General features: G+C 65.2%; 22 protein-coding genes. 10 read left to right on the top strand and 12 right to left on the bottom strand.

Annotated elements, in window-relative coordinates; genetic code table 11:
* Positions 1-181: 181 nt before the first annotated feature.
* Together AC0L3P_RS11275 and AC0L3P_RS11270 are read right to left on the bottom strand one after the other, a co-directional pair.
* Positions 182-952 (bottom strand): tRNA1(Val) (adenine(37)-N6)-methyltransferase, encoded by a 771-nt coding sequence (locus AC0L3P_RS11275; RefSeq protein WP_275171599.1) that lies wholly within the window; start codon positions 950-952, stop codon positions 182-184.
* Positions 945-1,172: a putative signal transducing protein gene (locus AC0L3P_RS11270; protein ID WP_007594964.1), complete on the bottom strand. Its 228-nt coding sequence runs from the start codon at positions 1,170-1,172 to the stop codon at positions 945-947. The genes AC0L3P_RS11275 and AC0L3P_RS11270 overlap by 8 nt, the downstream gene beginning before the upstream one ends.
* 132 nt (positions 1,173-1,304) lie before the next feature.
* Here AC0L3P_RS11270 and AC0L3P_RS11265 point away from each other — a divergent pair, with 132 nt between their 5' ends.
* The 5 genes from AC0L3P_RS11265 (at position 1,305) to AC0L3P_RS11245 (ending at position 6,055) form a co-directional block, all read left to right on the top strand.
* A complete protein-coding gene (locus AC0L3P_RS11265; protein WP_007594965.1) occupies positions 1,305-2,312 on the top strand; it encodes a polyprenyl synthetase family protein in 1,008 nt (335 codons plus the stop codon).
* A gap of 410 nt (positions 2,313-2,722) precedes the next feature.
* Entirely contained in the window at positions 2,723-3,238 is a 516-nt protein-coding gene (locus AC0L3P_RS11260; protein ID WP_275171598.1) for a winged helix-turn-helix transcriptional regulator, read from the top strand.
* A 1-nt stretch (position 3,239) separates the two neighbouring features.
* Positions 3,240-4,496, top strand: a complete 1,257-nt coding sequence (gene fabF, locus AC0L3P_RS11255; protein WP_473301885.1) for a beta-ketoacyl-ACP synthase II — start codon at positions 3,240-3,242, stop codon at positions 4,494-4,496.
* 58 nt (positions 4,497-4,554) lie between these two features.
* A complete protein-coding gene (locus tag AC0L3P_RS11250) occupies positions 4,555-5,187 on the top strand; it encodes a LysE family translocator (RefSeq protein WP_473301884.1) in 633 nt (210 codons plus the stop codon).
* 7 nt (positions 5,188-5,194) lie between these two features.
* Positions 5,195-6,055: an alpha/beta fold hydrolase gene (locus AC0L3P_RS11245; RefSeq protein WP_473301883.1), complete on the top strand. Its 861-nt coding sequence runs from the start codon at positions 5,195-5,197 to the stop codon at positions 6,053-6,055.
* On the opposite strand, the gene AC0L3P_RS11240 is transcribed toward AC0L3P_RS11245, so the two are convergent.
* From AC0L3P_RS11240 to AC0L3P_RS11230, 3 genes are all read right to left on the bottom strand, one after another.
* A complete protein-coding gene (locus AC0L3P_RS11240; RefSeq protein ID WP_473301882.1) occupies positions 6,052-6,936 on the bottom strand; it encodes a 4-(cytidine 5'-diphospho)-2-C-methyl-D-erythritol kinase in 885 nt (294 codons plus the stop codon). The two genes, AC0L3P_RS11245 and AC0L3P_RS11240, sit on opposite strands and share 4 nt — an antisense overlap.
* A gap of 28 nt (positions 6,937-6,964) precedes the next feature.
* A complete protein-coding gene (locus AC0L3P_RS11235; RefSeq protein ID WP_473301881.1) occupies positions 6,965-8,767 on the bottom strand; it encodes a tetratricopeptide repeat protein in 1,803 nt (600 codons plus the stop codon).
* Between the two features lie 334 nt (positions 8,768-9,101).
* Positions 9,102-10,763, bottom strand: a complete 1,662-nt coding sequence (locus tag AC0L3P_RS11230) for an electron transfer flavoprotein-ubiquinone oxidoreductase (protein ID WP_473301880.1) — start codon at positions 10,761-10,763, stop codon at positions 9,102-9,104.
* A 136-nt stretch (positions 10,764-10,899) separates the two neighbouring features.
* Here AC0L3P_RS11230 and AC0L3P_RS11225 point away from each other — a divergent pair, with 136 nt between their 5' ends.
* Complete coding sequence (locus tag AC0L3P_RS11225) at positions 10,900-11,709, top strand: uracil-DNA glycosylase (RefSeq protein WP_473301879.1); 810 nt, start codon at positions 10,900-10,902, stop codon at positions 11,707-11,709.
* A gap of 124 nt (positions 11,710-11,833) precedes the next feature.
* Here the strand turns inward: AC0L3P_RS11225 and AC0L3P_RS11220 are convergent, their stop codons facing one another.
* The 4 genes from AC0L3P_RS11220 to AC0L3P_RS11205 all read right to left on the bottom strand — a co-directional run bounded on the left by AC0L3P_RS11220 (position 11,834) and on the right by AC0L3P_RS11205 (position 16,026).
* Positions 11,834-13,342 (bottom strand): glycosyltransferase family 39 protein, encoded by a 1,509-nt coding sequence (locus tag AC0L3P_RS11220; RefSeq protein ID WP_354057211.1) that lies wholly within the window; start codon positions 13,340-13,342, stop codon positions 11,834-11,836.
* A gap of 98 nt (positions 13,343-13,440) precedes the next feature.
* The gene (locus AC0L3P_RS11215) at positions 13,441-14,298 is read right to left on the bottom strand and encodes a ribonuclease HII (protein ID WP_473301878.1); all 858 of its coding nucleotides are present in this window, start codon (positions 14,296-14,298) and stop codon (positions 13,441-13,443) included.
* A gap of 84 nt (positions 14,299-14,382) precedes the next feature.
* Positions 14,383-14,838, bottom strand: a complete 456-nt coding sequence (locus tag AC0L3P_RS11210) for a VOC family protein (RefSeq protein WP_473301877.1) — start codon at positions 14,836-14,838, stop codon at positions 14,383-14,385.
* A 24-nt stretch (positions 14,839-14,862) separates the two neighbouring features.
* Positions 14,863-16,026: a PA0069 family radical SAM protein gene (locus tag AC0L3P_RS11205; protein ID WP_473301876.1), complete on the bottom strand. Its 1,164-nt coding sequence runs from the start codon at positions 16,024-16,026 to the stop codon at positions 14,863-14,865.
* Between the two features lie 211 nt (positions 16,027-16,237).
* Between AC0L3P_RS11205 and AC0L3P_RS11200 the strand changes: the two genes are divergently transcribed.
* Positions 16,238-18,652, top strand: coding sequence for a phosphoketolase family protein (locus AC0L3P_RS11200; protein ID WP_473301875.1), 2,415 nt, complete (start codon positions 16,238-16,240; stop codon positions 18,650-18,652).
* Between the two features lie 8 nt (positions 18,653-18,660).
* Positions 18,661-19,848 carry an acetate/propionate family kinase gene (locus AC0L3P_RS11195; protein WP_354057221.1) on the top strand — a complete coding sequence of 396 codons (1,188 nt, stop codon included), beginning with the start codon at positions 18,661-18,663 and terminating at the stop codon, positions 19,846-19,848.
* A gap of 234 nt (positions 19,849-20,082) precedes the next feature.
* On the opposite strand, the gene AC0L3P_RS11190 is transcribed toward AC0L3P_RS11195, so the two are convergent.
* Positions 20,083-20,922, bottom strand: coding sequence for an RMD1 family protein (locus AC0L3P_RS11190; RefSeq protein ID WP_354057223.1), 840 nt, complete (start codon positions 20,920-20,922; stop codon positions 20,083-20,085).
* A gap of 338 nt (positions 20,923-21,260) precedes the next feature.
* Between AC0L3P_RS11190 and AC0L3P_RS11185 the strand changes: the two genes are divergently transcribed.
* Complete coding sequence (locus AC0L3P_RS11185) at positions 21,261-21,836, top strand: glycosyltransferase family protein (RefSeq protein ID WP_007607113.1); 576 nt, start codon at positions 21,261-21,263, stop codon at positions 21,834-21,836.
* Positions 21,837-21,898: 62 nt separating this feature from the next.
* Positions 21,899-22,825: a bifunctional helix-turn-helix transcriptional regulator/GNAT family N-acetyltransferase gene (locus AC0L3P_RS11180; protein WP_473301874.1), complete on the top strand. Its 927-nt coding sequence runs from the start codon at positions 21,899-21,901 to the stop codon at positions 22,823-22,825.
* A gap of 96 nt (positions 22,826-22,921) precedes the next feature.
* Here AC0L3P_RS11180 and moaB read toward each other — a convergent pair whose 3' ends face one another.
* Entirely contained in the window at positions 22,922-23,485 is a 564-nt protein-coding gene (gene moaB / locus AC0L3P_RS11175) for a molybdenum cofactor biosynthesis protein B (protein WP_275171574.1), read from the bottom strand.
* A 135-nt stretch (positions 23,486-23,620) separates the two neighbouring features.
* Entirely contained in the window at positions 23,621-24,556 is a 936-nt protein-coding gene (gene ypfJ / locus AC0L3P_RS11170; protein ID WP_275171573.1) for a KPN_02809 family neutral zinc metallopeptidase, read from the bottom strand.
* Between the last annotated feature and the right edge of the window lie 105 nt (positions 24,557-24,661).

The following is a 24,661-nucleotide window of genomic DNA, read 5'->3' as shown; positions in this document are numbered from 1 at the left end:
ACGCGACTGTCATTGGAAGGGCCCGGAACGTGTTTTGCAGAAACCCCGTTGAGAGGCTGCAATGGGCCAGCGGAGAACACCATGAAAATCTATCTGCTGATGCTGCTGATCGGTGCGCTGTTCATGGCGATCCGCTTGACGACTCCCCAAGAGCAGCAGTCGGAATCGCTTCCGCAATAGCTCAGCACGGTTCCACCAGGGGTAGAACCGCTCTTCCCTCCAGAATATCCATCACCTCTTTTTTCGGCACGCGTGACTCCTCGTTGAGCATGAGGCCCGGCAACAATCGTGCCGGAGCCCTCCCGCCCTTGATCGCGCGCACCAGCACGCGGATCGCAGGCCGCCCGGCTTCACCGTGAACCGGCAGAATCGCGAGGCTGCCGAAGCCGCGAGACAGCGCCGCCAGAACCTCCGCGATCCCATCTGCGCGCCAAATCAATGTCAGCGCGCCATTCGATCGGAGGATGCGCCGCGCCGCATGCACCCAGGCATTCAGCGTCTCATCCGTCGCCACATGCGCGATCTGGCGCGCCTGATCGGGCGAACCGCGATGGCGAGCGGGATCGTTGAAGGGCGGGTTCATCAGCACCACGTCGACGCTGTCCGGCGCGAGCCCGCTGGCTACGAAGGCCTGCGCGTCCGCGGTGACGTCGAGCACGATCGTCTCGGCGGCAATCGCATTCGCTGCCGCATTGGCGCGCGCAAGCTCCGCCAGCTCGGGATCGATCTCGACCAGGCCGAGCCTGATCCCCGCAACGCGCCGAGCCAACGCAAGGCCCGCCGTGCCGATGCCGGCGCCGAGATCGACGACACGGTCGCCCGCCCTCGCCTCCGTCGCCGCCGCGAGCAGAATGGCGTCGTGCCCGGCGCGATGGCCGGACCGCTTCTGCTTCAGCCGCAATTGCCCGCCAAGAAAGGCGTCCTCGGTGAGGTCTGCCAGCGCTTCACTCATCGCCGCGCAGTTCGTGGCTGAGGCCGGCCTCGGTCAGGAGCTGCCGGGCCTCGAGGGCGTCGTCCTCATGGACCAGGATCCGCCGCGGCAAAATGCCGAGCGAGCCCTCGATGATGCTCATGTTCTGGTCCAGCACCAGATGATGGATGTTGGCGCCGTCGAGCAGCGCGCCGATCGCCGACACCAGCACCATATCGTTGGTCCGAACCAGTTCTCGCAAAACACAGGCCTCCTGCCTGACGGGGATTAAGCGCCAAATGTCAATGGTTCCACGGCCCTTGCCGCATCCCCGTCCAGTTTCTATTGTCTTTCCATCAGAATAGCCCTTCCGGGGCAAATATTGGAGACCGGCGTGGCCGTCATCGTACCTTTCGAAACTCCCGGCGCGTCGATCGAAGAGCTGGTTGCCCTTGTCGCCGGAGACATGGAGCGCGTCAACGCCACGATCCTGTCGCGGACCGGTTCGGACGTGACCATGATCCCGGAGGTCGCCAACCATTTGATCTCCTCCGGGGGCAAGCGCCTGCGGCCGATGCTGACGCTGGCCATGGCCAACCTCGCCGGCTACACCGGCGACGGTCATATCAAGCTCGCCGCCAGCGTCGAGTTCATGCATACCGCCACCTTGCTCCATGACGACGTCGTCGACGAGAGCGAGATGCGCCGGGGCAAGCTGTCGGCGCGCATGCTCTGGGGCAATGAGGCGAGCGTGCTGGTCGGCGATTTCCTGCTCGGCCAGGCCTTCCGCATGATGGTCGAGGTCGGCTCGCTCCGCGCGCTCGACATTCTCTCCGCGGCCGCCGCGACCATCGCCGAGGGCGAGGTGATGCAGCTTGCCGCCGCCAAGAACACCGCGACCACCGAGGACGAATATCTCGCCGTGATCCGCGGCAAGACCGCCGAGCTGTTCGCCGCCGCCTGCGAAGTGGGCCCCGTGATCGCCAACCGCCCCAAGGCGGAGCAGACCGCCTGCCGCTCGGTCGGCATGAATCTCGGCATCGCTTTCCAGCTCGTTGACGACGTGCTCGACTATGGCGGCAAGAGCGCCAAGCTCGGCAAGAACACCGGCGACGATTTCCGCGAGGGCAAGATCACGCTGCCGGTCGTGCTCGCCTTCCGCCGCGGCAACGACACCGAGCGCGCCTTCTGGATCCGCGCGCTCGAGCGCGGCGAGATCGGCGACACCGACCTCGACCACGCCATCGGGTTGATGAACAAGCATCGTGCGCTCGAAGACACCCGGAGCCGCGCCCAGCACTACGGCGCCATGGCCGTTGATGCGCTCGCGCTGTTTCCGTCCTCTCCGATGAAGAGCGCGCTGGAGCAGGTTGTGGCGTTCTGCCTGGCACGGTCGCATTAGCTTCTCGCATCCTTAGCGCCTGCTGGTAACTACACCCTCAGTATCGTCCCGGCGAAGGCCGGGACCCATTACCCCGGTCAGCGTTGTCTTAGCGGCTGTGGCCACCATCGTGCATCACAACAACAGTCGTGGGTATGGGTCCCGGCCTTCGCCGGGACGACATCGTTGAGGTACGCGCCACCACTGCATCAACAGCGTCATTGCGAGCGCAGCGAAGCAATCCAGAATCTTCCCGCAGAGGGACTCTAGATTGCTTGGCTGCGCTCGCAATGACGAGCTAGGTGTGCGAGGGCCGCCTTCCAACTTGCATTCAAATCCTATGCGCCGTCTTGCGGCACACCTCCGTCGGAGTATTCCAACGGTTCGCCTGCTAACTTGCATTTTGCAAGTAACTCTCCTACCTTCCCCTCATGCAGCCCAAATCCCCCTCCATCCAGGAATGTCCGGTCGGCCGCGCCGTGGAGACGGTCGGCGAATGGTGGAGCATTTTGATCCTCCGCGATGCGTTCCAGGGCGCAACGAAGTTCGACGAGTTTTCGCAAAGCCTCGGGATCGCGCCGAACATCCTGTCCCGGCGGTTGGCCCATCTCACCGAAAGCGGCATGTTCGTCCGCCGCCGCTACAATGAACGGCCTCCGCGCTATGAATATGTGCTGACGGACAAGGCGCGGGACTTCTTCCCCGTGATCGCAACCCTGCTCGCCTGGGGCAACAAGCATCTCGCCCCGAAGGGCGAAGCCATCCTGCTCGCGAACCGGCGCAATCGTCGCCCCTTTAATCCGGTCGTGGTCGATGCCGCCGACATGCAGCCGATCACGCTCACCAATGCGGTCATTATCGCGGGTCCCCGCGCCAGCCGTGTCATGCGCAAGCGGCTGATCTCGCTCAAAGCCATGAACCCGGCCGTCGCGCCGGCTGGAGACTGACATGCGTCGTATCGTCGTGACGGGAATGGGCGCGGTGTCGCCGCTTGGCTGCGGTGTCGAACTGTCCTGGCGCCGGCTACTGGCCGGCCAAAGCGGGCTGCGCCCGTTGCCGGAATGGTCGCAGGCGCTGCCCGCACGCATCGCCGGCCTCGTGCCCGACAAGGCCGATGACGCGGACGGCGGCTTCGATCCCGCGCAGGCCGCCGCGCCGAAAGACCAGCGCAAGATGGACCGCTTCATCCTGTTCGCGCTGCTCGCCACCGCAGAAGCTGTGGCGCAGGCAGGCTGGACGCCGCAGGACGCGGCGGCGCAGGAACGAACCGCGACGATCATCGCCTCCGGCGTCGGCGGTTTTCCGGCCATGGCGGAGGCGGTGCGCATCACCGAACAGCGCGGCCCGCGCCGGCTGTCGCCGTTCACGATCCCTTCCTTCCTCGCCAATCTCGCTGCGGGGCATGTCTCGATCAAATACGGCTACAAGGGAGCGCTGGGCACACCGGTCACGGCCTGCGCCGCCGGCGTTCAGGCGATCGGCGATGCCGCGCGCATGATCCGCACGGGCGAGACTGATGTGGCGATCTGCGGCGGTACCGAAGCCTGCATCGACATCGTCAGCCTCGGCGGCTTCGCCGCGGCCCGCGCTCTGTCGAGCGGGTTCAATGACGCGCGCGCCTCGCGCCCGTTCGACCGCGACCGCGACGGTTTTGTCATGGGCGAAGGCGCCGGCATCCTGGTGATCGAGGAGCTGGAGCATGCATTGGCACGTGGCGCGACGCCGATCGCGGAGATCGTCGGATACGGCACGACCGCAGACGCCTATCACATGACATCGGGTCCGCCTGACGGCGACGGCGCCCGGCGCGCCATGGAAATCGCGCTCCGGCAGGCCAAGCTTGCGCCCGCGGATTTGCAGCATCTGAACGCGCATGCGACGTCGACGCCGGCCGGCGACGAGAGCGAGCTTGGCGCGATTGCCGCGCTGTTCGGCCGCAACCGCGGCATCGCCGTGAGCGCGACCAAGTCGGCCACCGGCCATCTGCTCGGTGCTGCCGGTGGACTGGAAGCGGTCTTCACCGTGCTCGCCCTGCGCGACCAGATCGCGCCGCCGACGCTCAATCTCGAAAACCCTGATCCCGGCGCTGACGGCATCGACATCGTCGCCGGTGTGGCGCGCCCGATGCCGATGCAGCACGCGATCTCGAACGGGTTCGGCTTCGGCGGGGTGAATGCCAGCGTGATCTTCCGCCGGATGGGCTAAACGATGGGCCTTAATTGACGGGCCTTGCAATCGCGGCAAGCATCGCTACCAAAGCAGGATGATCAACACGAATTTCTGGCTGTTCCTGGCCGCCGCTTGTCTCATCGCCGCCATTCCCGGCCCCGGTATTTTCTACGTGGCGGCACGGACCTTGTCGGAAGGGCGCGCCAGCGGTTTTGCATCGACCGCGGGCACCGCGCTCGGCGGGCTGGTTCATGTGGTCGCGGGCAGCCTCGGCATCTCCGCGATCATCCTTGCCAGCGCCGAGCTGTTCGCCGCCGTGAAATTTGTCGGCGCACTCTATCTGGTCTGGCTCGGGATCAGGACATTTCGCAGCGCCAGCCGCGCGCCGTCATTCGAGACCGAGCCCGTCGGCGACAAACGCGCCTTTCGCGACGGCGTGCTGGTCGAGGCGCTGAACCCGAAGACCGCCGCATTCTTCCTCGCCTTCATTCCGCAGTTCCTTGACCCGGCGGGATCGAACCCGACGCTGCAATTCATCACGTTGGGTGCGATCTCGGTGACGCTGAACACACTCGCCGATATCGTGGTGGTGCTGATGGCTTCCGCGACACGCACGCAGTTGATCGGAAGGCCGCACCTGATGCGACGTCTCACCCAGGGCTCCGGCGTCTTCATCGCAGGGCTCGGCCTGTCGCTCGCACTGGCCCGACGGCCCGTGAATGGATAGCGCCACCATGCTCGCTCCGCAAAGCCGCAGTTACGAGTCTCACGGCCTGCGGCTGCACTATGCCGACTGGGGCAACGACGGCGCGCCTGTCGCCATCCTAGTCCACGGCGGCCGCGATCACTGCCGGAGCTGGGACGTCATCGCCCGGTCGCTGCAGCCGCATTTTCACGTGCTCGCACCCGACCTGCGCGGTCACGGCGATTCCGACTGGACAAAAGGCGGCAGCTACGCGCTGACGGAGTATGTGTACGACCTCGCCCAGCTCGTCCGTGTCATCGCAGCACCTCAAGTCACTCTCATCGGCCATTCCATGGGCGGCATGGTCAGCCTCATCTTTACAGGGGCATTCCCCGAACAGGTCTCGAAGCTGGTCGTGCTCGACGGCGTGACGATGTTGCCGGATACACCAAAACCGCCGGTGCATGAGCGCATCGGCAAATGGGTCGGCCAGCTCGACAAGCTGCACGACCGCGCACCGCGCCGCTATTCGACCCTCGAAGACGCCGCGGCGCAGATGGTGCTTCACAACAAGCGGCTGTCCCGCGACCTCGCGCTGCATCTCGCCACCCACGGCGCGCGGCAGAACGAGGACGGCACCTATAGCTGGAAGTTCGATCCCTACCAGCGCGCCTCTGCGCCGCACCGGCTCTGGCCGGACGATCACATTGGGCTGTGGTCGCGCATCACCTGTCCGACGCTGCTCTTGAATGCCGGCGAAAGCTTTCTGGCTGGCGCGAGGGCCGCGGGCCTGGAGCGCTACTTTCCGCAGGCGCGCGTCGAGACCATCGCCGGAGCCGGACACTGGCTGCAACATGACAAGCCGCAGGAGGTGTTGAGTGAGATCCGGGAGTTTCTCGGGCTGGCCTAGCTCAACGTCCCCGAATGCACCCACCAGCCGGAATGATCCCTGCGGATCTTCTCAGCGGCGGCATGCGCTTCGGCAGATGCGCCATAGATCGCAAAGCACGTCGCACCCGAGCCGGACATGCGGGCAAGCTTGACGCCGGCGGAGCCACGCAAGGCTTCCAGCACATCGCCGATGACAGGCTCGATGCGCATCGCGGGGGCTTCGAGATCGTTGGCGACGGCCTCGAGCGTGTCGACCCAATCGTCAATGGAGGCGCCCTCGCCCGGCCAGGCCGGGGCGTCGAAGACGGACGTGGCGCCGACCAGGAGTTCGCCGTTGCGCAGGCCCAGCGCCTGAAACACATCCTTGGTCGCGACCGGCACGCGCGGATTGACCATCACGCAGGGCATGCTCGGCAGCATCAAGGGCAGCAGCTGCTCGCCGACACCGGTCATGTCGCAGGCGCGCGAGAACAGACACACCGGCACGTCGGCACCGGTCGCAAGCGCAACCTTCTGCAGCCGCGGGTCGTCGAGTTCCAGATTGTTGAGACGCGCCAGCAACCGCAGCGCCGCCGCGGCGTCGGCCGAGCCGCCGCCGATACCGGCCGCAACCGGGAGCACCTTGTCGAGCGCGAAGGCGCCCAGCTTCAGGTTCGGGACGGCTTCGGCCAGGAGCTTGGCCGCCTTGAACACGAGGTTGTCGGCCATGTCGCCGCAGGCCGCTGCAAGCGGCCCCGTCGTGGTGAGCTTCAGCTCGCCGCCGGGCTCCAGTGTGAGCCGGTCGGCGCAGTCGGCAAAGGCGACGACGCTTTCGAGATCATGATAGCCATCGGTACGACGGCCGACCACACGAAGGCTCAGATTGACCTTCGCGCGCCCTTCTTCAATCAACGCCGGCATTGACGACACGCCCCCAACTTCAACTCACTCAGCCGCCCTTGCCGTCGTCCTTCTTCTTCTCCTTCTCCGCCTGCGCAGCCGAGGAGTTCGAATTGTCGTCGGTCATACCGTTTGCAATCTTGGCCTCGATCTTCGGAAGCTCATCCGCCTCGGGCTTGAGATCGCGGGCGTGGGCCCACTGGAACTTGGCCTCCAGCGTGCGGCCGACGCGCCAATAGGCATCGCCAAGGTGATCGTTGATGGTGGGATCCTCGGGCTTGAGGTCAATGGCGCGCTCGAGGTTCTTCACCGCGTCTTCGTAATTGCCGATGCGGTAATAGGCCCAGCCGAGGGAATCGACGATGTAGCCGTCATCCGGGCGCTGCTCGACCGCCCGCTTGATCATCTTCATGCCTTCGTCGAGATTGATGCCCTGGTCGATCCAGGAATAGCCGAGATAGTTGAGGACGTGCGGTTGGTCGGGCTGCAGCTCGAGCGCCTTCTTCATGTCGGCTTCGGCCTTGCCCCACTGCTTGGAGCGCTCCTCGCAGATGCCGCGATAATAGTACCAGACGCTGTTGGCCTTGTCGTTGCCGGCCGGCAGCACGTCGACGCCTTGCGAATAGGTTGCGCCGCATTCGCCAAACTTCTTGCGGCCGCGCTCGATGTTGCCGAGCGCCATGATCGCTTCGAGATCCTTGGAGTCCTCAGTGGTGACGCCCTTGAGGATCTTGATCGCCTCCTCGGTGCGGTCGGCGGAATCCAGATCGATGGCGAGCTGGATCTGGGCGTTGCGCTTGAGCGGCGAGGACGACGGCACCCGCTCATAGACCTTGATCGCCATCTGCGGCCGCTTCACCGATTCATAGAGATCGGCGAGCGAGAGCAGCGCCAGGGGATGGGTTGGCTGGAGGTAGAGCGAGAGCTGGAGATAGACCAGCGCCAGATCCTCGCCGCCGCGGCGGGTCAGCGTGGCGCCGATGCCGTAGAGTGCTTCTGCGGCGCCGGCTTGCGCGCTATCGGCCAGCGGCGGCATCTTTTTGCCGGCCTTGGTGTCGCGCAACCCTTCCACGATCAGCGGATGGCGGGCGAGCTTCTTGTCGAAAGCCTGGTAGACCGTGGTCGCGGCGGCCGAGTCCTTGTTGCGCGACAGCCAGCGCGCATAGGCCTCGGTGACGCGCAGCATGGAATCGTCGAGCTTGTAGGCACGCTCGAACCGGGTGCCCGCGTCTTTCTCCTTGCCGGCGAGTTCGAGGATCATGCCGGCGTGGAGGTCCTTGAACAGCGGATACCATTCCGGACCGGCCAGCTTGTCGATGGTGGCGACGCCGCCCTTGGCATCGCCCGCACCATAGGCGGCCCAGCCCGACAGCAGCGTGGCCACGAGATCGGTGATCGGACCGCGGATCGACTGGTTGATGTTGGTCTGCGCGGCCGCATACTTCTTGAACTTGAGATCGTGCACGCCGACGACGAGGCGTGCAACGCGGTTGGTCTTGTCGATGGTCAGGATGCGCTCGGCGAGCTTGACGGCCTCATCGATGTCGCCGTCTGCAACCGAGGAGATGAAGGCGCGGTCAAGCAGCTCGTTGTTCTTGGGATCGGTGCGCAGGGCCGAGCGATAGAACGCGGCGGCGGAGGCCGCATCGCGCTCGACGCTGGCGTGGCGGGCGGCGAGATAGCTGCCGGAAGTGGTCAGCGCCTTCAGATCGTTTCGGGTCGGAAACTGCGCCGCCGTGTCGGACGGATGATCCGGCGTCTGCGCCAGGACCCTGCCGGGGACCGTCGCGATCGCTGTGCCCATGAGGGCGATGGCGGCAACAGTCCAGCGGTTGAAACGATTTGAAAACATCAGGGCTCGCCTTGAGTTGGTAGTGCCTGGGTCTGAAGAAGGCCGTATCGCATGCGAACGCGGCCGGTGGCATGGGGACCCGGAACCGTCGGGCTAACAATGCCGCTTTTGGCGCTTCACCGCAAGGATTCGGGCCGGGCGATCCCCTCCGCACGCCCCAAATCGGCCAAGTGACCGGTCAAGAGCGCCCCAAGACGCCGCCAGTATGGCCTTATCGTGACCACGGACCGCGACCGCGGCCGGGTTCTCACGCGAACGTGCGTCGCAGGGACAAGATCACGCAACTTTGGTCACATTGGGCCTTGGCCACATGGCCGTGGCTTGCTGACCCCGCCTACATCGCCTCGTAGTTTGGACCGCCGCCGCCCTCCGGGGGAACCCAAGTGATGTTGCCGTTGGGATCCTTTACGTCGCAGGTTTTGCAGTGGACGCAGTTCTGGGCGTTGATCTGGAAGCGCGGGCTCGAACCTTCCTCGATCCACTCATAGACGCCGGCCGGGCAATAACGATTCGAGGGACCGGCGAACACGTCGTGCTCGGAGGTTTTCTGGAGGTTCATGTCCGTGACCTTGAGATGGACCGGTTGATCCTCCTCATGATTGGTATTGGACAGAAACACCGACGAAAGCTTGTCGAAGGAGATTTTGCCGTCCGGCTTCGGGTAGGTCCGCGGCGCGTGGGTCTTGGCCGGATCGAGCGTCGCGCGGTCGGGCTTCGCGTGCGACTGGGTGCCAAACAGCGAGCCGCCGAACAGCGTGTTGCACCACATGTCGAAGCCGCCGAGCGCAACGCCGAGCACCGTGCCGAACTTCGACCACAGCGGCTTGACGTTGCGGACCAGGAACAAATCCTTGCCGACCGAGGAGGAGCGCCAGGCGTTCTCGTAGTCGACGATCTCGTCATTGGCGCGATCGGCAGCAATGGCGGACGCGACGTGCTCGGCGGCGAGCATGCCCGTGCCCATCGCGTTGTGCACGCCCTTGATGCGGGGAACGTTGACGAAGCCGGCCGCGCATCCGATCAGCGCGCCGCCGGGAAAGCTGAGTTTCGGCACCGACTGGTAGCCGCCTTCGGTGATGGCGCGCGCGCCATAAGCGAGCCGCTTGGCACCTTCGAAGGTGGAGCGGATCGAGGGATGGGTCTTGAAACGCTGGAACTCGTCGAACGGCGACAGGTAAGGATCGTCGTAGTTGAGATGCACCACAAAGCCGACGGCAACGAGATTGTCGTCGTAATGATAGAGGAACGAGCCGCCGCCGGTCTTCAGGTCGAGCGGCCAGCCGAACGAATGCTGGATCATGCCCTTCTGGTGCTTGGCGGGATCGATCTGCCAGACTTCCTTGAGCCCGATGCCGAACTTCGCAGGCTCGCTCTTGGTATCCAGCGCGAACTTCGCGATGAGCTGCTTGGTCAGGCTGCCGCGCGCGCCTTCCGCGAACAGCGTGTACTTTCCAAGCAATTCCATGCCACGGGTAAAGGAGTCCTTCGGCTTGCCGTCACGGCCGATGCCCATGTCGCCGGTGGCGATGCCCTTCACCGCGCCCTGCTCGTCATAGAGCACTTCGGCGGCGGCAAAGCCCGGATAGATCTCGACGCCGAGGGCCTCTGCCTTGCGCGCGAGCCAGCGGCAGACATTGCCGAGCGACCCGATATAACAGTGATGGTTGTCCATCAGCGGCGGCATGATGAAGTTCGGCAGCCTGATCGCGCCGCCGCCCGTCATCCAGTAGAAGCGATCGTCCTTGACCTGCGTCTTGAGCGGACAATCGGAATCCTCGCGCCAGTCCGGGATCAGCTTGTCGAGCCCGGCCGGGTCGATCACGGCGCCGGAGAGAATATGCGCACCGACCTCGGAGCCCTTTTCCACCACGACGACATTGAGATCGGCATTGATCTGCTTGAGCCGGATCGCCGCAGCCAGGCCCGAGGGGCCGGCGCCGACGATGACGACGTCGAATTCCATGGATTCGCGCGGGGGAAGTTCTTCGGTGCTCATCTGATCTCAGCCCTTGAGACGGTCCTTGGTCGATTGCGCCCTCTTGTTTCCGATTTTTCCGGGTAGGACAACCTCGGAATCGCGTTCCGCCGGGGTGCAAGGCGCTCCAAACTGATATAAAAGTCTGACTTTCCAAATGATCCCCGAACCCGCGCCCACCGTCCGAGAGCTTCTCGCCTTCTATTTGGAGGCGGGTGTCGATTGCGCGCTCGTGGAGGAACCGATTGACCGCCTGGCGGAAGTCGACGCCCCGCCTCCGGCCCCGCGCGCCGCACCTCCGCTCGAGGCGCCACGGCCGGTTACGGCTCCCGCGGTCATCCGCGGCGAGGCGGCACCCGCGCCCGACATCGCGATCGCCTCAGCGCGCGAGGCCGCACGCACCGCGCCGACCTTGGAGGCGCTGCGCGAGTTGATGCAGAGCTTTGACGGCTGCGCGCTGAAGCACACAGCGACACGGTTGGTTTTCGCCGACGGTAATCCGCAGGCGCGCATCATGTTCGTCGGCGAGGCACCGGGCCGCGACGAGGACATCGAGGGGCTGCCCTTCGTCGGACGCAGCGGCAAGCTGCTCGATTTGATGATAGGAGCCATAGGCCTCAACCGCAGCACCGCCTACATCGCCAACGTGATCCCCTGGCGGCCGCCCGGCAATCGCACGCCGACGCCGCAGGAAACGCAAATCTGCCTGCCATTCATCCAGCGCCAGATCGAGCTGGTGAATCCGGATGTGCTGGTGACGCTCGGCAATCCCTCGACGCAGACGCTGCTGTCGACCCGCGAAGGCATCATGCGCACCCGCGGCCGCTGGTTCGACTACGAGACGGGCGCGCGCACCATCCGCGCGCTGCCGACCTTCCACCCGGCCTATCTGTTGCGCTCGCCATCCTACAAGCGGCTGGCCTGGCAGGATCTGCGCGCGATCGCGAAGGCGCTGGCGGGCGCGTGAGGAGCCGTACGACCTCTCCCCGTCATTGCGAGCGCAGCGAAGCAATCCAGAATCTTTCCGCGGAGGGACTCTGGATTGTTTCGTCGCAAGCGCTCCTCGCAATGACGACGGAAAGAGGGAGCGACTACGCCCCCTTCGGCCGCACAATGGCCCAGCCGATGCGCAGGAGTTGCTGGCGTCCGGTCACCAGCCATTCGAAGGCGCGCGGGACTTCCGGGACGATGCCCGGAAAGCGCGCGAGGATGTCCGGCGGCGGGGTCCCGGCGGTATCGGAGGCCCGCCAGACCACGACGCCGCCGGTCTCGCTGAACTTGGCCTGATTGATCCAGGGCGTACGCGCGGGCTCGGCATCGATGAAGAGATGCGGCCGGCCGGAATGCAGCGTGATCAAGCTCGCAAGCTGGGTCTCGCCGGCGACCGCGCGCAGACGATGATTGGTGCGGCGGGCAAAGCTCTCGTCGAAGAAGTCCGAAATCGCCCGCGCCGGCATCGACGTCGCGATCTCGTTGGCACCGGTCCACGGCAGGAGCAGGACGGCGAGCACGACGCCGATTGCGGGCGCGATGACGGCGGCCGCCCAGACCATCCGCAGCATCCTCGCGCGGCGCATCGCGATGAGGTCGCCGGCCCCCACGACCACGGCAAGCCCCGACAAGACCAGCACGACGCCGGCGCCACCGACGACGGCGTCGAGGCCCAGCAGACCGGAGATCAGCACCGCGCCAAGCGCCGGCGCGAGTGCGAAGAAATAGACGAAATTGCGCGCGAGCGGCTCGACCGGCGGGCGGAAGATGATCGGCGCCTCCTCGCTCTTGGGAACGAACAAGCCGGTGTTGAGCACCGTCAGCGCCGGGATCGCGGCCGCACCGAGCAGGAGCCCCCCGAGCAGCCAGGCCGCGTGCAGTGCGCGGGCATTGAGCTCGCTGACCGCAGGCAAGGTCGGCAGGACGAGCGCCTCGGCGCGCATCAGCCAGACGGCATAGGGCAGTGCCAGCACCGCGACGACCACCAGCGCAAACAGCGGGTCGAAGGCGCGCAATGTGCGGCGGCCGCCCGCGGTTGCGAGCGCGAAGACGACGATCAGTAGCAGCAGGAAGATCGCAGCCGGCGTCGTCAGCAGCAAGAGGCCCGCCTCGATCGACCAGGCGAACCAGGCGTTGCCGCGGCGCTGTCCGATGATCTGCCAGGAGTGCAGCAGCAGCAGCGCCCAGAGTGGCCGCGCCAGCACCAGGGGGCTGAAGTCGAGTGTGGGCGAGGAGAAGGCCAGCAGCGTCATGGTCAGCAGCACGGCCAGCACTGCCTGCTGGGGGCCGACCACCGCGCGGGAGAGATGATAGAGCGTGATGAGGGTCGCGATCCCGCAGAGCTCGGCCAGGACATAGACGCCGAACACGTGGCCGCCGGCGGCGCGATAGGCGATGTCGGCGAGCCAGACCGGCAAGGGCGGGCCCAAATCAGTGCCGACCTGGTATTCGCGGCCGAAGGCCAGCAGGGTCGCGAGGCTGCCGGGCGGGCTGCGATAAAACACCAGCGCCACGAACAGCCACATCGCGGCCTGGAGCAGCACGACGATCCAGACGATCAGCCGCGGCCGCGCGCGAATGAGCTCGATGACCAGGGAGGTAAACCGCATGCAACGTCCGAAAGATGCAGCCAACCCGTCAAGCCGGCCCTATTCGCTGACGACTGTTTTGATAAAGGGCGTGACGCGTCGTGGCAACCGAGTCTCGGCTAGAGATTGGCCGACGCGTCGACTTCCAAGCCCGTATCCACCTGCAGCTCGATCTCGGTCACCGCAAACAGATCCTGTGCCGGCTCGACCGTCCAGGGCATGTGCTTGGCGCGTGCGGCGGCGACGGGGGCGAAGAAGCTGCGGTGGTGGACGGTGGGGCCGAGGCGGTTGAGCGCATCGAGGTGCTCGGGCACGGCGTAGCCCTTGTGCTGCTCGAAACCGTAGCCGGGACAGTCCTGAGCCAGTGCGCACATCAGGCGGTCCCGCGTCACCTTGGCGATGATCGAGGCCGCTGCGATCGACAGGACGATGCCGTCGCCACCGATCACGGCCTCGCAATCGCATTCCGTATCGAGCCGGTCGCGGCCGTCGACGAAGACATGCCGGGGCTGCTCGGGCAGCGCCACCACGGCGCGCTTCAGTGCCCACAGCGAGGCGCGCAGGATGTTGTCGCGGTCGATGCGGGCGCGCGAGGCGACTGCCACCGAGACCTGGGCGGTGGCGCAGATCTTGTCGAACAGCCTTTCGCGCTCCTCGGCCGTCAGGCGCTTGGAATCATCGATGCCGCGCGGGATGCGGTCGGGATCGAGAATCACCGCCGCCGCCACCACAGGTCCGGCCAACGGCCCGCGGCCGGCCTCATCGCAGCCTGCCACCGGCCAGACGCCACGCTTGATCAGCGCGCGCTCGCGGCGGAAGCTTGGGGCGACGATAATGGCGCTCTTTGTGCCGGCCAGCGCCTTGGCGATTTTTTTGGGCGCAGCCTTGTCGTTCTTAGGCGCAGCCTTCTTGCTCTCAGGCGCAGCCTTCTTGGGCGCGTCTTTGACCGGCTTCTTGGCGGATTGATCCCGAATCATGGCCGGGATCGTGCGCAAGCGGCATGGCCTGCGCAACCGGGAACCTCGGACAATTCCCGCTATTCAAGATTCAGGTCAGCCGCCCTATTCCGCCAGATGCACCCGCCGGTCCTCGCCGACCTCGATGCCGGGCGCGACCACGACTTCCCATGGATGGCCATCAGGATCGGCGAAATAGCCGGAATAGCCGCCGTAATCGGTCTCGTGCGCGGCCTTCAGCAGCGCGGCTCCCTTGCCGATGGCGAAAGCCAGCACCGCGTCCACCTCCTCACGCGCGCGGCAGTTCCATGCGAGCGTCATGCCGCGGAACGTCGATGGCCTCGGATGATCCGGCAATTTGGCGTCGACCGCGAGCTGATCCCAGGGAAACAACGCGAGCACCGGACCGCCGGTGTCATAGAACGCAACGGCCTCGCCGGTCAGCTTGAGCCGGCGCGAGAAACCGAGCGCGTCGTAAAAGGCAATGCTGGCGCGGATGTCGTTCACGCCCAGCGTGATGACGGTGAGCCGCGGGATTGGAGCTGCCAGTTCCTGACTCATACGACGCCTCTCCCACTTCGTCCCTCAGAACAGGCTGAGCTGATCGCCGTTCCGCTTCGGCTTGGCAAAATGATCCGTCGTCAGCTTGGAGCGCCGCTTGTTCAGCCCGAGCCTGTCGCAGGCGATCTCGAAGCGGCGGCCGATGGTCCAGGCCATCGGGCCGGTGCCCTTCATGCGCTCGCCCCATTTCGCGTCGTAGTCACGGCCGCCGCGCATGTCGCGGATCAGTGTGAAGACGTGGCGATAGCGGTCCGGATAGTTCGCCATCAGCCATTCGCGAAAGAGATCGCGCACCTCGAGCGGCAACCGCAGCAACACGTAGGAGGCTTCCTTGACGCCGGCATGGGCGGCGGCATCCAGGATGCGCTCGATCTCGGAATCGTTCAGCGCGGGGATCACGGGCGCGACCATGACGGTGGTCGGAATGCCGGCCTCGGAAAGCTGCTGCAGCGCCTCCAGCCGCTTCGGCGGCGTTGACGCCCGTGGCTCCATTGTGCGCGCCAATTTCGGATCGAGCGAGGTCACGGAGATCCCGACCTTGGCGAGGTTGCGCTTGGCCATGCGCGCGAGAATGTCGATGTCGCGGGTCACCAGCGCCGACTTGGTGACGATCCCGACGGGATGGCCGGCGCGCTCCAGCACCTCCAGAATGCCGCGCATGATTTTGCGCTCGCGCTCGATCGGCTGATAGGGATCAGTGTTGGTGCCGATCGCGATCATCCGCGGCTCGTAGCCGGGCGCCGCAAGCTCCTTCTCGAGCAGCGCCGGCGCCTCGGGCTTTACAAACAGCTTCGATTCGAAGTCGAGCCCCGGCGACAGGCCGAGATAGGCATGCGTCGGCCGCGCGAAGCAATAGACGCAGCCGTGCTCGCAGCCGCGGTAGGGATTGATCGAGCGGTCGAAGCCGATGTCGGGAGAATCGTTGCGGGTGATCACTTTGCGCGAAGTGTCGACCGCGACCGTGGTCTTGAACGGCGGCAGTTCTTCAAGGCTCTGCCAGCCATCGTCGAAGGCGACGCGCGCCTCGGCCTCGAAGCGGCCGCTGGCGTTGGACTGCGCGCCCCGGCCTCGCCTGCGCTGGCGGTCGATGGCGACCGCCAGCTCAGGGAAGTCAGAAGGCGCACCCGCCGGCTCGGAGGGCGCCGTGACCGGCGGGTGCTTGAGAGCATGAGAGGATGCTGGACTCATGACGCGAAGATAGCACGTCGAAGGAACAAATCAAGAACACAAACAAAAAACGTGAAAACAACCCCATGCACAGTAGAGCTGCCCAAACTTCGCGCGCCGGCTTTTGACCTCACGCAACAGTGGTGTCACGGCGATCCCGTTTGATGCTGCCGAAGGATCGATCTCGCCGGAACTCGGTTGGTGACGATCCCGGGTGAAGGTCGGCAGGAATATGACAAATCAACAACAATCGGCCGCCGCGAGCGGCGACCTCGATCTCCTCGATCGCTATTGGCGCGCCGCGAACTATCTCTCCGTCGGGCAAATCTACCTGCTCGACAACCCGCTGCTGCGCGAGCCGTTACGGCCCGAGCACATCAAGCCGCGTTTGCTCGGCCATTGGGGCACGACGCCCGGTTTGAACTTCATTTATGCCCATCTCAACCGCGTCATCCGTGCGCTGGATCTGAGCATGATCTATGTCTGCGGTCCCGGCCACGGCGGCCCCGGCATGGTCGCCAACACTTATCTCGAAGGCAGCTACAGCGAGATCTATCCCGATATCGCGCGCGATACCGACGGACTGCGCAAGCTGTTCAGGCAGTTCTCCTTCCCCGGCGGCATCCCCAGTCACGCGGCGCCGGAAACGCCGGGCTCGATCCACGAAGGCGGCGAGCTCGGTTACGCGCTGGTGCACGCCTATGGCGCGGCATTCGACAATCCCGACCTGATCGTCGCCTGTGTCGTCGGCGACGGCGAGGCCGAGACCGGCCCGCTCGCGGCGTCCTGGCATTCCAACAAATTCCTCAATCCTGCGCATGACGGCGCGGTGCTGCCGATCCTGCATCTCAATGGGTACAAGATTGCCAATCCGACCGTGCTTGGGCGGATGCGCGACGACGAGATCCGCGATCTCTTCCGCGGGCTCGGGCACGAGCCGCTGTTCGTCCAGGGCGACGATCCCAAATTGATGCACCAGATCATGGCGGACGCGCTCGACGTCGCGCTCGCCAGTATCCGGTCGATCCAGCAGCACGCCCGCGACGGCCGCAAGAGCGTCGAACGCCCGCGTTGGCCGATGATCGTGCTGCGCAGCCCGAAGGGCTGGACCGGCCCCAAGGAAGTCGACGGCAAGAAGGTCGAAGGTTTTTGGCGTGCGCATCAGGTGCCCGTCGCGAACTGTCGCGAGAACCCGGCGCATCTGAATATTCTCGAAGAGTGGATGCGCAGCTACGAGCCGGAAAAGCTGTTCGACGCGAACGGCGCGCTCATTGCCGAGCTCCAGGCGCTCGCGCCCGAAGGCCATCGCCGCATGGGCGCCAATCCACACGCCAATGGCGGCCTTCTGAAGAAGGAGCTGAAGCTGCCGGACTTCCGCAGCTTCGCCGTCGAGGTCGCTCAGCCGGGCGGCGTCGCGGCGGAGGCAACCCGCGAGCTCGGAAAATTCCTGCGCGACGTCATCCGCCTCAACGCCGAGGCCCGCAATTTCCGCATCATGGGCCCGGACGAAACCGCGTCAAACCGGCTCGATGCGGTGTTCGAGGCCACCGAACGCGTCTGGATGGAGCCGACAAAACCTTACGACGTGCATCTCGCCCAGGACGGACGCGTGATGGAAGTCCTGAGCGAGCATCTCTGTCAGGGCTGGTTAGAGGGCTATCTGCTCACCGGACGGCACGGCTTCTTCTCCTGCTACGAGGCGTTCATCCACATCGTGGATTCCATGTTCAACCAGCACGCCAAATGGCTGAAGGTGACGCGGCATCTGCCGTGGCGGCGCCCGATCGCCTCGCTCAACTACCTGCTCACCTCGCATGTCTGGCGTCAGGACCACAACGGCTTCAGCCATCAGGATCCCGGTTTCGTCGATCTCGTCGCCAACAAGAAGGCCGACATCGTTCGCATCTACTTCCCGCCGGACGCCAACACGCTGCTGTGGATCGCCGATCATTGCCTGCGCACCTATGACCGCATCAACGTCATCGTCGCCGGCAAGCAGCCGGCGCCGCAATGGCTGTCGATGCAGGAGGCAGCCACGCATTGCGATGCCGGCATCGGCATCTGGAGCTGGGCCGGCACCGAAGATGCGAATGGCGAGCCCGATGTCGTGATGGCCTGCGCCGGCGACGTGCCGACACTGGAGACGCTCGCCGCCGTCGACCTGCTGCGCAAGGCGCTGCCCGAGCTGAAGATCCGCGTTGTCAACGTCGTGGACCTCATGACGCTGCAACCCAGGGAGCAGCACCCGCACGGCTTGTCCGACCGCGACTTCGACGGCCTGTTCACCCGCGACAAGCCGGTGATCTTCGCCTATCACGGCTATCCCTATCTGATCCACCGGCTGACCTATAACCGCACCAACCACGCCGGCATGCACGTGCGCGGCTTTGCCGAGGAAGGCACCACGACGACGCCGTTCGACATGGTCGTGCTCAACGAGCTCGACCGCTATCACCTCGCGATCGAGGCGATCGAGCGCGTGGCGGGGCTCGCGACCAAGGCGGCGCAGGTGAAGCAGCAATTCCGCGACAAGCTGATCGAGCATTCGCGCTATGTGCGCGAATACGGCGAGGACATGCCGGAAATCCAGGAATGGGTCTGGCAGAACAGCGCCGGCGGCAACACGCCGGCGGAGGCAGGCGATTGACGGCAGCCATGTTGAACACGGTTCTCGTTCTCAACTCGGGATCGTCGAGCATCAAATTCGGCCTGTTCGATATCTCGGCGGCCGAGCCCACCCTGCTCTGCAAGGGCCTGCTCGACGAGCACGAGACGAAGCCGCGGCTCGTCGTGAAGAGCCCCGCGGGCGAAGACCTGTTCGAGAAACGGCGGGAAGCATCGGATGCGGACAGCGATCATCTGTTCGCCGACGTGCTCGGCTTCATCGAGGATCGTTTCGGCGACCATCGCTTGGGCGCCGTCGGCCATCGCGTCGTCCATGGCGGTCCGGACTATTCCGCCCCAGTCGAGCTGACGGACGATGTCACCGCAAAACTTGAAGAGCTGACGCCGCTGGCGCCGCTGCACCAGCCGCGGTGTCTGGCGCCGGTCCGCACTATCAAGGCGATAAGGCCCGACCTGACGCAGATCGCCTGCTTCGACACCGCTTTCCACTACGGCATTGCGCCGCCCGCGAGCCGCTTCGCCATTCCGCGACGTTATGAAGAGCGCGGCGTCCGGCGCTACGGGTTTCATGGTCTCTCGTTCGAATATGTCGCGGGACGGCTCGCCCGAATCGCGCCGCAGCTCGTTGCGAAGCGCACCGTGATCGCGCATCTCGGCAACGGCGCGAGCCTGTGCGGCTTGCGCGACGGCCGCAGCATCGACACGACGATGGGACTGACGCCGCTCGATGGGCTGGTGATGGGCACGCGCTGCGGCAGGATCGACCCTGGCGTGCTGCTCTATCTGCAACAGCACGAGAAGATGTCGGTCGAAGACGTCCAGCACCTGCTCTATCACGAATCGGGCCTGCTCGGCGTCTCCCGCATCGCTTCGGACATGCGCACGCTGCTTGCGAGCAGCGAAGCTGCGGCACGGGAGGCGGTCGAGCTCTTCACCTTCCGCGCCGCGCAGGAGGTGGCGGCGATGGCGACGACGCTTGCCGGGCTGGACTGCCTGGTCTTCACCGGCGGCATCGGCGAGCATGCCGGGGAAATCCGCAGCGCGATCGGTGAGCGTCTCGACTGGCTCGGTGTGCGCATCGATCCCGCTGCGAATGATTCAGCGCGCGAGCGCATCAACCATGGCGATAGCGCAGTCGATGTTTTCGTCATTCCAACGAATGAGGAACTGATGATCGCACGACATTGTGCGGCGGTGCTGCGGGCCGTCAGCTCGTAATCAACGGCGTAGGATCGGCGTTGCTTCCCTTCTCCCCTTGCGGGAGAAGGTGGCGCGAAGCGCCGGATGAGGGGTTCTTTCGTCGCTCACGTATGCATGTGAGTATGCGGAGGAATACCCCCTCACGCCTGTGAGTTTGTGTCTCCTTGCGGTGCTGCCCTCTCCCGCAAGGGGCGAGGGCGCAGTCACGAGCATCTCGCTCGCGGGGTAAATTGATCCAGCGGCCCGCGTGTTCTAATGCGTCCCCGACCAAATCTGGAAACACCCGATCGCGACCTCGATCACGATCAGCACCACCACCGCGACCTCGAGGCGGAGCGAGCGCTGGGTGTCGATGATGTCGGTGAGCGCGTTGGCGGTCTCGGACACGGCGGTGAGCTTGCGCTCGAGCGTGTCGAGGCGCTCCTTCAGTTCGTACTCGTCTTCAAGGCGAGCATAGAGCCGGTCGAGTTCGGGTTTCTCCCAGAGCACGTCGGGTTTCTCGGCCACCGCAACACGGCCGGCCACGCGCTGCTGGACGAGAAGCGCATTGCCGATCAATTGCAGGATGCCCTTGCGCCGGGGCGGCGTGCGGCCCTGCTCGGCGAGCATGCGCGCAAACGGCTCGATCACGTCGAAGACCGCGGCGACGCGGCGCTCGTCACGCGCGAGCGAGGTGCTCTTGGCAAGCGCGTCCGCGATCAGCAGCAGCCGGTCGTCGGAGAATTTGGCGAGGCAGATCGGGCCTCCCGGCTGGATCGCCTCGGCGCTTTCGTCCTTGCAGAGTTGCGCATGCGCGATCTCCTCCTCGTAGGGGCTGAGCTCGCCGATCACGCGGGTCTTCAGGCTGTCGATCAGCACCTTCTCCTCCGATGGGAGGAGACCGATCAGCACCACGACGCCGTAGCGGAAAATGACCGCAAGGCCGGCATGAACGCGGAAGGCGGCCGGCGTCGAGGAGACGGTCGCCCCCATCTCGAGGCCGGAGGGATTGATGCGTTCGCCCAGCATCACGGCGCGGATCCGCAAGGCCGCCGCGCCGTCCGGCCTGGGCGATGTTGCCGGCGAGTTAACAGCAAGTTGATCGGCGTTCATTTCGAAGCCCTTGTCAGCAGCGTGATTGCACGTTCACGTTCTCGCGCTCGTCCGCTGGCGCATCCTCCCTTTGCAGGATTGCGAACGGCCCGCCCATCGCGCAATATCGCGGCTCCTCTGGATTAATACGGTCCAGGACAGCTGGCGCCGAAACATTCGGCAATATTGCCACCCCGCACGGGACATATTTGGATGCGATCGCTACAGCGGTTTACCATCGTAGACCGCGGCCCGTCCGAAAAGTTGCACTCGGCAGCGCCGCGTGTTTATGACAACATCATAACAGCTACGTATAACAGCTACGTTTCTCCCGAAGTGCGGAGACTGAAGCCTCAATCATGCTAAGCGTAATTATTCCGACCGAAGGCGTCGAGCAGACGGCGGTCGCAACTCTGGCCGCGTTGGTACCCGGTGCCGCCGCGGGCATCATCCGGGAAGTGCTCCTGGTCGACGGCACCCGCAATGGCGTCATCGAGCGCGTTGCCGACGTCGCGGGTTGCCGTTTCATCGGCTTCGAAGGATCCACGCAAGGCGCCGCGCTCGCCGCTGGCGCACTCCAGGCCCGCTCGTCCTGGCTGATGTTCCTCCCTGCGGGCGCCGTGCTGGAAACCGGCTGGATCGAGGAAACCACCCAGTTCATCCAGTCCGTCTCGACCAGCGGCCGGGATCGTGCGGCCGTCTTCCGCTATGCGCGCTCGCCCTACGCCGATGCCGGCTTCCGCGATATCCTCCGGGCCCTGATGCGCAAGCTCGTCGGTCCCTTCGGCGATCAGGGACTTTTGATCGCGCGTGATCACTACGACCGCATCGGCGGCTACCCGCCCCAGGCCCGCCGCTCCGAGGCGCGGCTGCTCCGGCGGCTCGGCCGCTCGTCGCGGATCATGCTGCGCAGCCGGATCGTCATGGTCGGCTGAGGCACCTCAATACTTGCCAAAGTCAAATAATTATTTGACAATGGCAAATATCGAGGTGACCCATGTCGTTCAATCCTACCGACGACCACATCGCAGCGGTCCGCGCCTTCAACCGCTTCTACACCCGCAAACTTGGCGTGCTCGACCAGCACCTTGGAAAAAGCCCGTTCTCGCTCAGCGAGGCCCGCGTGCTCTACGAGCTCGCGCAACGGGACGACCTTGCCGCAAAGGAGATCGGCAACGAGCTTGGCCTCGACCCCGGCTATCTCAGCCGGATCGTGCAAAGCTTCGACGAAAAGGGCCTGATCACCCGCAGGCCCCTGCCCGCGGATCGCAGGCAATACCAGCTCAGCCTCACCGCCAAGGGGCGCCAGACCTTTGCCAAGCTGAACCTGGGCTCGCAAAATGAGGTCGCCGTAATGCTGGCTCAGCTTTCGGCCAGCGATGCGACGCGGCTCACGCAGGCCATGGCGACCATCAAGGCTGTGCTGGAGCGTCGAAGCCAACCCGCGGCTTTCATGCTGCGCAGCCATCGCGTCGGCGACATGGGCTGGGTTATCTCCCGGCAGGCCGCCGCCTATGCGGCCGACTACAACTGGGATATCAGCTACGAGGCCCTGGTCGCCGATATCTGCGCACAGTTCATCAAGGATTATGACGCCGCGCGCGAGCACTGCTGGATTGCGGAAGTGGATGGCGAGCCGGTCGGTTCGATCTTTCTGGTCAAGGCCACGGACGAGATTGCCAAGCTGCGCCTGTTGCAGGTGGAGAAGAAAGCGCGGGGGCTCGGTGTCGGCCGCGCGCTGGTCGAGCAATGCATCCAGGGCGCACGCGAGAGGGGCTACAGCAGGATGACGCTGTGGACGCAAAGCATCCTGGTCGCCGCGCGTGGCATCTATCAAAGTGCAGGATTCAAGCTCGTCGCTACCGAGCCGCATCACAGCTTCGGGCAGCATCTGATTGGGGAAACGTGGGAGCGGGATCTCTGATGCTGCAACAGCGGGCGAGATGCGCATAAATGTGCCCTCGCCCCTTGCGGGACTTCGCGCCACCTTCCCCCACAAGGGGGGAAGGGACGCAAGCGCTCACACCGTCGCGCCCTGGGCCTTCGGCCGGCGCAGGTGCTCGTCCAGCCGCGGCATGATCTCGACGAAATTGCAGGGACGCGTGCGGTAGTCGAGCTGGGCTTTGAGGATGCCGTCCCAGCCGTCGCGGCAGGCACCGGGCGAACCTGGCAGGCAGAAGATGTAGGTCGCGCCGGTCACGCCGGCAGTGGCGCGGCTCTGGATCGTCGATGTGCCGATCTTGGCGTGGCTCAGCATGTGGAATGCGATCGAGAAACCGTCCATGCGCTTCTCGAACAAGGGCTCGACCGCCTCCGGCGTGACGTCGCGCCCGGTGAAGCCGGTGCCGCCGGTGGTGATGACGACATCGACGCCCGCATCCGCAATCCAGCGGCGGATGATGGCGCGGATCGCCTCGACGTCGTCGGTGACGATCTCGCGCGCGGCGAGATGATGGCCAGCCGCAAGGAGGCGGTCGGCGAGCGTCTGGCCGGATTTATCATCCGCGAGCGCGCGCGTGTCGGACACGGTGAGCACCGCGATATTGAGCGGGACGAATTGTTTTGTTTCGTCGATGGAGGTCATTGCAACGCACCTTCTCTTCTGGCCTGCTGACGTCATCCTGAGGTGCGCGCTCTTGCGCGCCTCGAAGGATGGGCCACGGGCTCGCATCCTTCGAGGCTCGCCAATTGGCGAGCACCTCAGGATCACGGATAACCCCTACTGTCCGCCGCCAAACGTGTTGCAGGCCTGGACGGTGCCCTGCTGATATCCGGTCATGAACCACTGCTTGCGTTGCGCCGCCGAGCCGTGGGTAAAGGAATCGGGCACGACGCGGCCCGTGGCCTGGCGCTGCAGCGTATCGTCGCCGATCGCGCTCGCAGTGGTCAGCGCAGCGTCGATGTCGCCCGGCTCGAGGAAGTTCGGCCGCTTCTTCGCCTCGCGGTTGACCCAGACGCCGGACAGGCAGTCGGCCTGCAATTCGACCTTCACCTGCAGCGCATTGGCCTCCGCCTTGCTGCCGGCCTGCTGCTGCAGCCGCGTCACGCGCGGAATGATGCCGAGCAGGTTCTGGATGTGATGGCCGGCCTCATGGGCGATGATGTAGGCGGTGGTGAAGTTACAGGCGGATTTGCCGGAGCAGCCGCGAAAACGCGTCTCGACCTCGCGGAAGAAACCGGTGTCGAGGAAGATGGTCCTGTCGGGCGGACAATAGAACGGTCCCATCGCCGACTCCGCCCGGCCGCAGCGCCCGCCATTGGTGACGTTGCGGAACAGCACGACCTTCGGACCGGTAAAGGTCTGGCCCGAGGCCTGGAAGATCTCGCTCCAGCGATCGTCGATCTCGCCGAGGATGCCGGAGATCATGCTGCCCATCTCGTCGGTCGGCGCGCCGCGCTTGGCGTTGGACGACGATTGGCGATCGGTCTGGTAGGACGGCGCCTGGCCGCCGCCGGTGAGGATCTCGGCGCCGCCGATCAGGATGCGCGGATCGATGCCGAAGGCGTAGCCGACCAGGCCGAGCACGATGATGGTGCCGATCCCGAGCCCGCCGCCGCCCATGGGGAGACCGAACCCGCCTCCTCCACCGCCGCCGCCACCATCGTCGCGACGATCCTCGATGTCGTCGCTGCGGCGGAAATCATCGTAGCGCATGGCGGCTTCCCTCGGTCCTGGCTCAATCCGGCGCAAGAGCGCGAAAGCTCAACGCGCCATACACGTAAAATTTCCATTGCATTAATCAATATCCCGCTCGGCAAT

The organism is Bradyrhizobium sp. WSM4874, from assembly GCF_055811835.1.
This window is presented reverse-complemented; position numbering and strand designations above follow the sequence as displayed.

Bases quoted from the DNA above. Each gene is read 5' to 3' on its own strand.
- AC0L3P_RS11250 (WP_473301884.1), top strand. From the start codon at position 4,555: ATGATCAACACGAATTTCTGGCTGTTCCTGGCCGCCGCTTGTCTCATC.
- AC0L3P_RS11205 (WP_473301876.1), bottom strand. From the start codon at position 16,026: ATGAGTCCAGCATCCTCTCATGCTCTCAAGCACCCGCCGGTCACGGCG.
- moaB (WP_275171574.1), bottom strand. From the start codon at position 23,485: ATGACCTCCATCGACGAAACAAAACAATTCGTCCCGCTCAATATCGCG.
- AC0L3P_RS11275 (WP_275171599.1), bottom strand. From the start codon at position 952: ATGAGTGAAGCGCTGGCAGACCTCACCGAGGACGCCTTTCTTGGCGGG.
- AC0L3P_RS11185 (WP_007607113.1), top strand. From the start codon at position 21,261: ATGCTAAGCGTAATTATTCCGACCGAAGGCGTCGAGCAGACGGCGGTC.
- AC0L3P_RS11220 (WP_354057211.1), bottom strand. From the start codon at position 13,342: ATGCGGTTTACCTCCCTGGTCATCGAGCTCATTCGCGCGCGGCCGCGG.
- AC0L3P_RS11180 (WP_473301874.1), top strand. From the start codon at position 21,899: ATGTCGTTCAATCCTACCGACGACCACATCGCAGCGGTCCGCGCCTTC.
- AC0L3P_RS11235 (WP_473301881.1), bottom strand. From the start codon at position 8,767: ATGTTTTCAAATCGTTTCAACCGCTGGACTGTTGCCGCCATCGCCCTC.
- AC0L3P_RS11240 (WP_473301882.1), bottom strand. From the start codon at position 6,936: ATGCCGGCGTTGATTGAAGAAGGGCGCGCGAAGGTCAATCTGAGCCTT.
- AC0L3P_RS11200 (WP_473301875.1), top strand. From the start codon at position 16,238: ATGACAAATCAACAACAATCGGCCGCCGCGAGCGGCGACCTCGATCTC.
- AC0L3P_RS11245 (WP_473301883.1), top strand. From the start codon at position 5,195: ATGCTCGCTCCGCAAAGCCGCAGTTACGAGTCTCACGGCCTGCGGCTG.
- AC0L3P_RS11215 (WP_473301878.1), bottom strand. From the start codon at position 14,298: ATGATTCGGGATCAATCCGCCAAGAAGCCGGTCAAAGACGCGCCCAAG.
- AC0L3P_RS11225 (WP_473301879.1), top strand. From the start codon at position 10,900: ATGATCCCCGAACCCGCGCCCACCGTCCGAGAGCTTCTCGCCTTCTAT.
- AC0L3P_RS11210 (WP_473301877.1), bottom strand. From the start codon at position 14,838: ATGAGTCAGGAACTGGCAGCTCCAATCCCGCGGCTCACCGTCATCACG.
- AC0L3P_RS11230 (WP_473301880.1), bottom strand. From the start codon at position 10,763: ATGAGCACCGAAGAACTTCCCCCGCGCGAATCCATGGAATTCGACGTC.
- AC0L3P_RS11260 (WP_275171598.1), top strand. From the start codon at position 2,723: ATGCAGCCCAAATCCCCCTCCATCCAGGAATGTCCGGTCGGCCGCGCC.
- AC0L3P_RS11190 (WP_354057223.1), bottom strand. From the start codon at position 20,922: ATGAACGCCGATCAACTTGCTGTTAACTCGCCGGCAACATCGCCCAGG.
- ypfJ (WP_275171573.1), bottom strand. From the start codon at position 24,556: ATGCGCTACGATGATTTCCGCCGCAGCGACGACATCGAGGATCGTCGC.
- AC0L3P_RS11195 (WP_354057221.1), top strand. From the start codon at position 18,661: ATGTTGAACACGGTTCTCGTTCTCAACTCGGGATCGTCGAGCATCAAA.
- fabF (WP_473301885.1), top strand. From the start codon at position 3,240: ATGCGTCGTATCGTCGTGACGGGAATGGGCGCGGTGTCGCCGCTTGGC.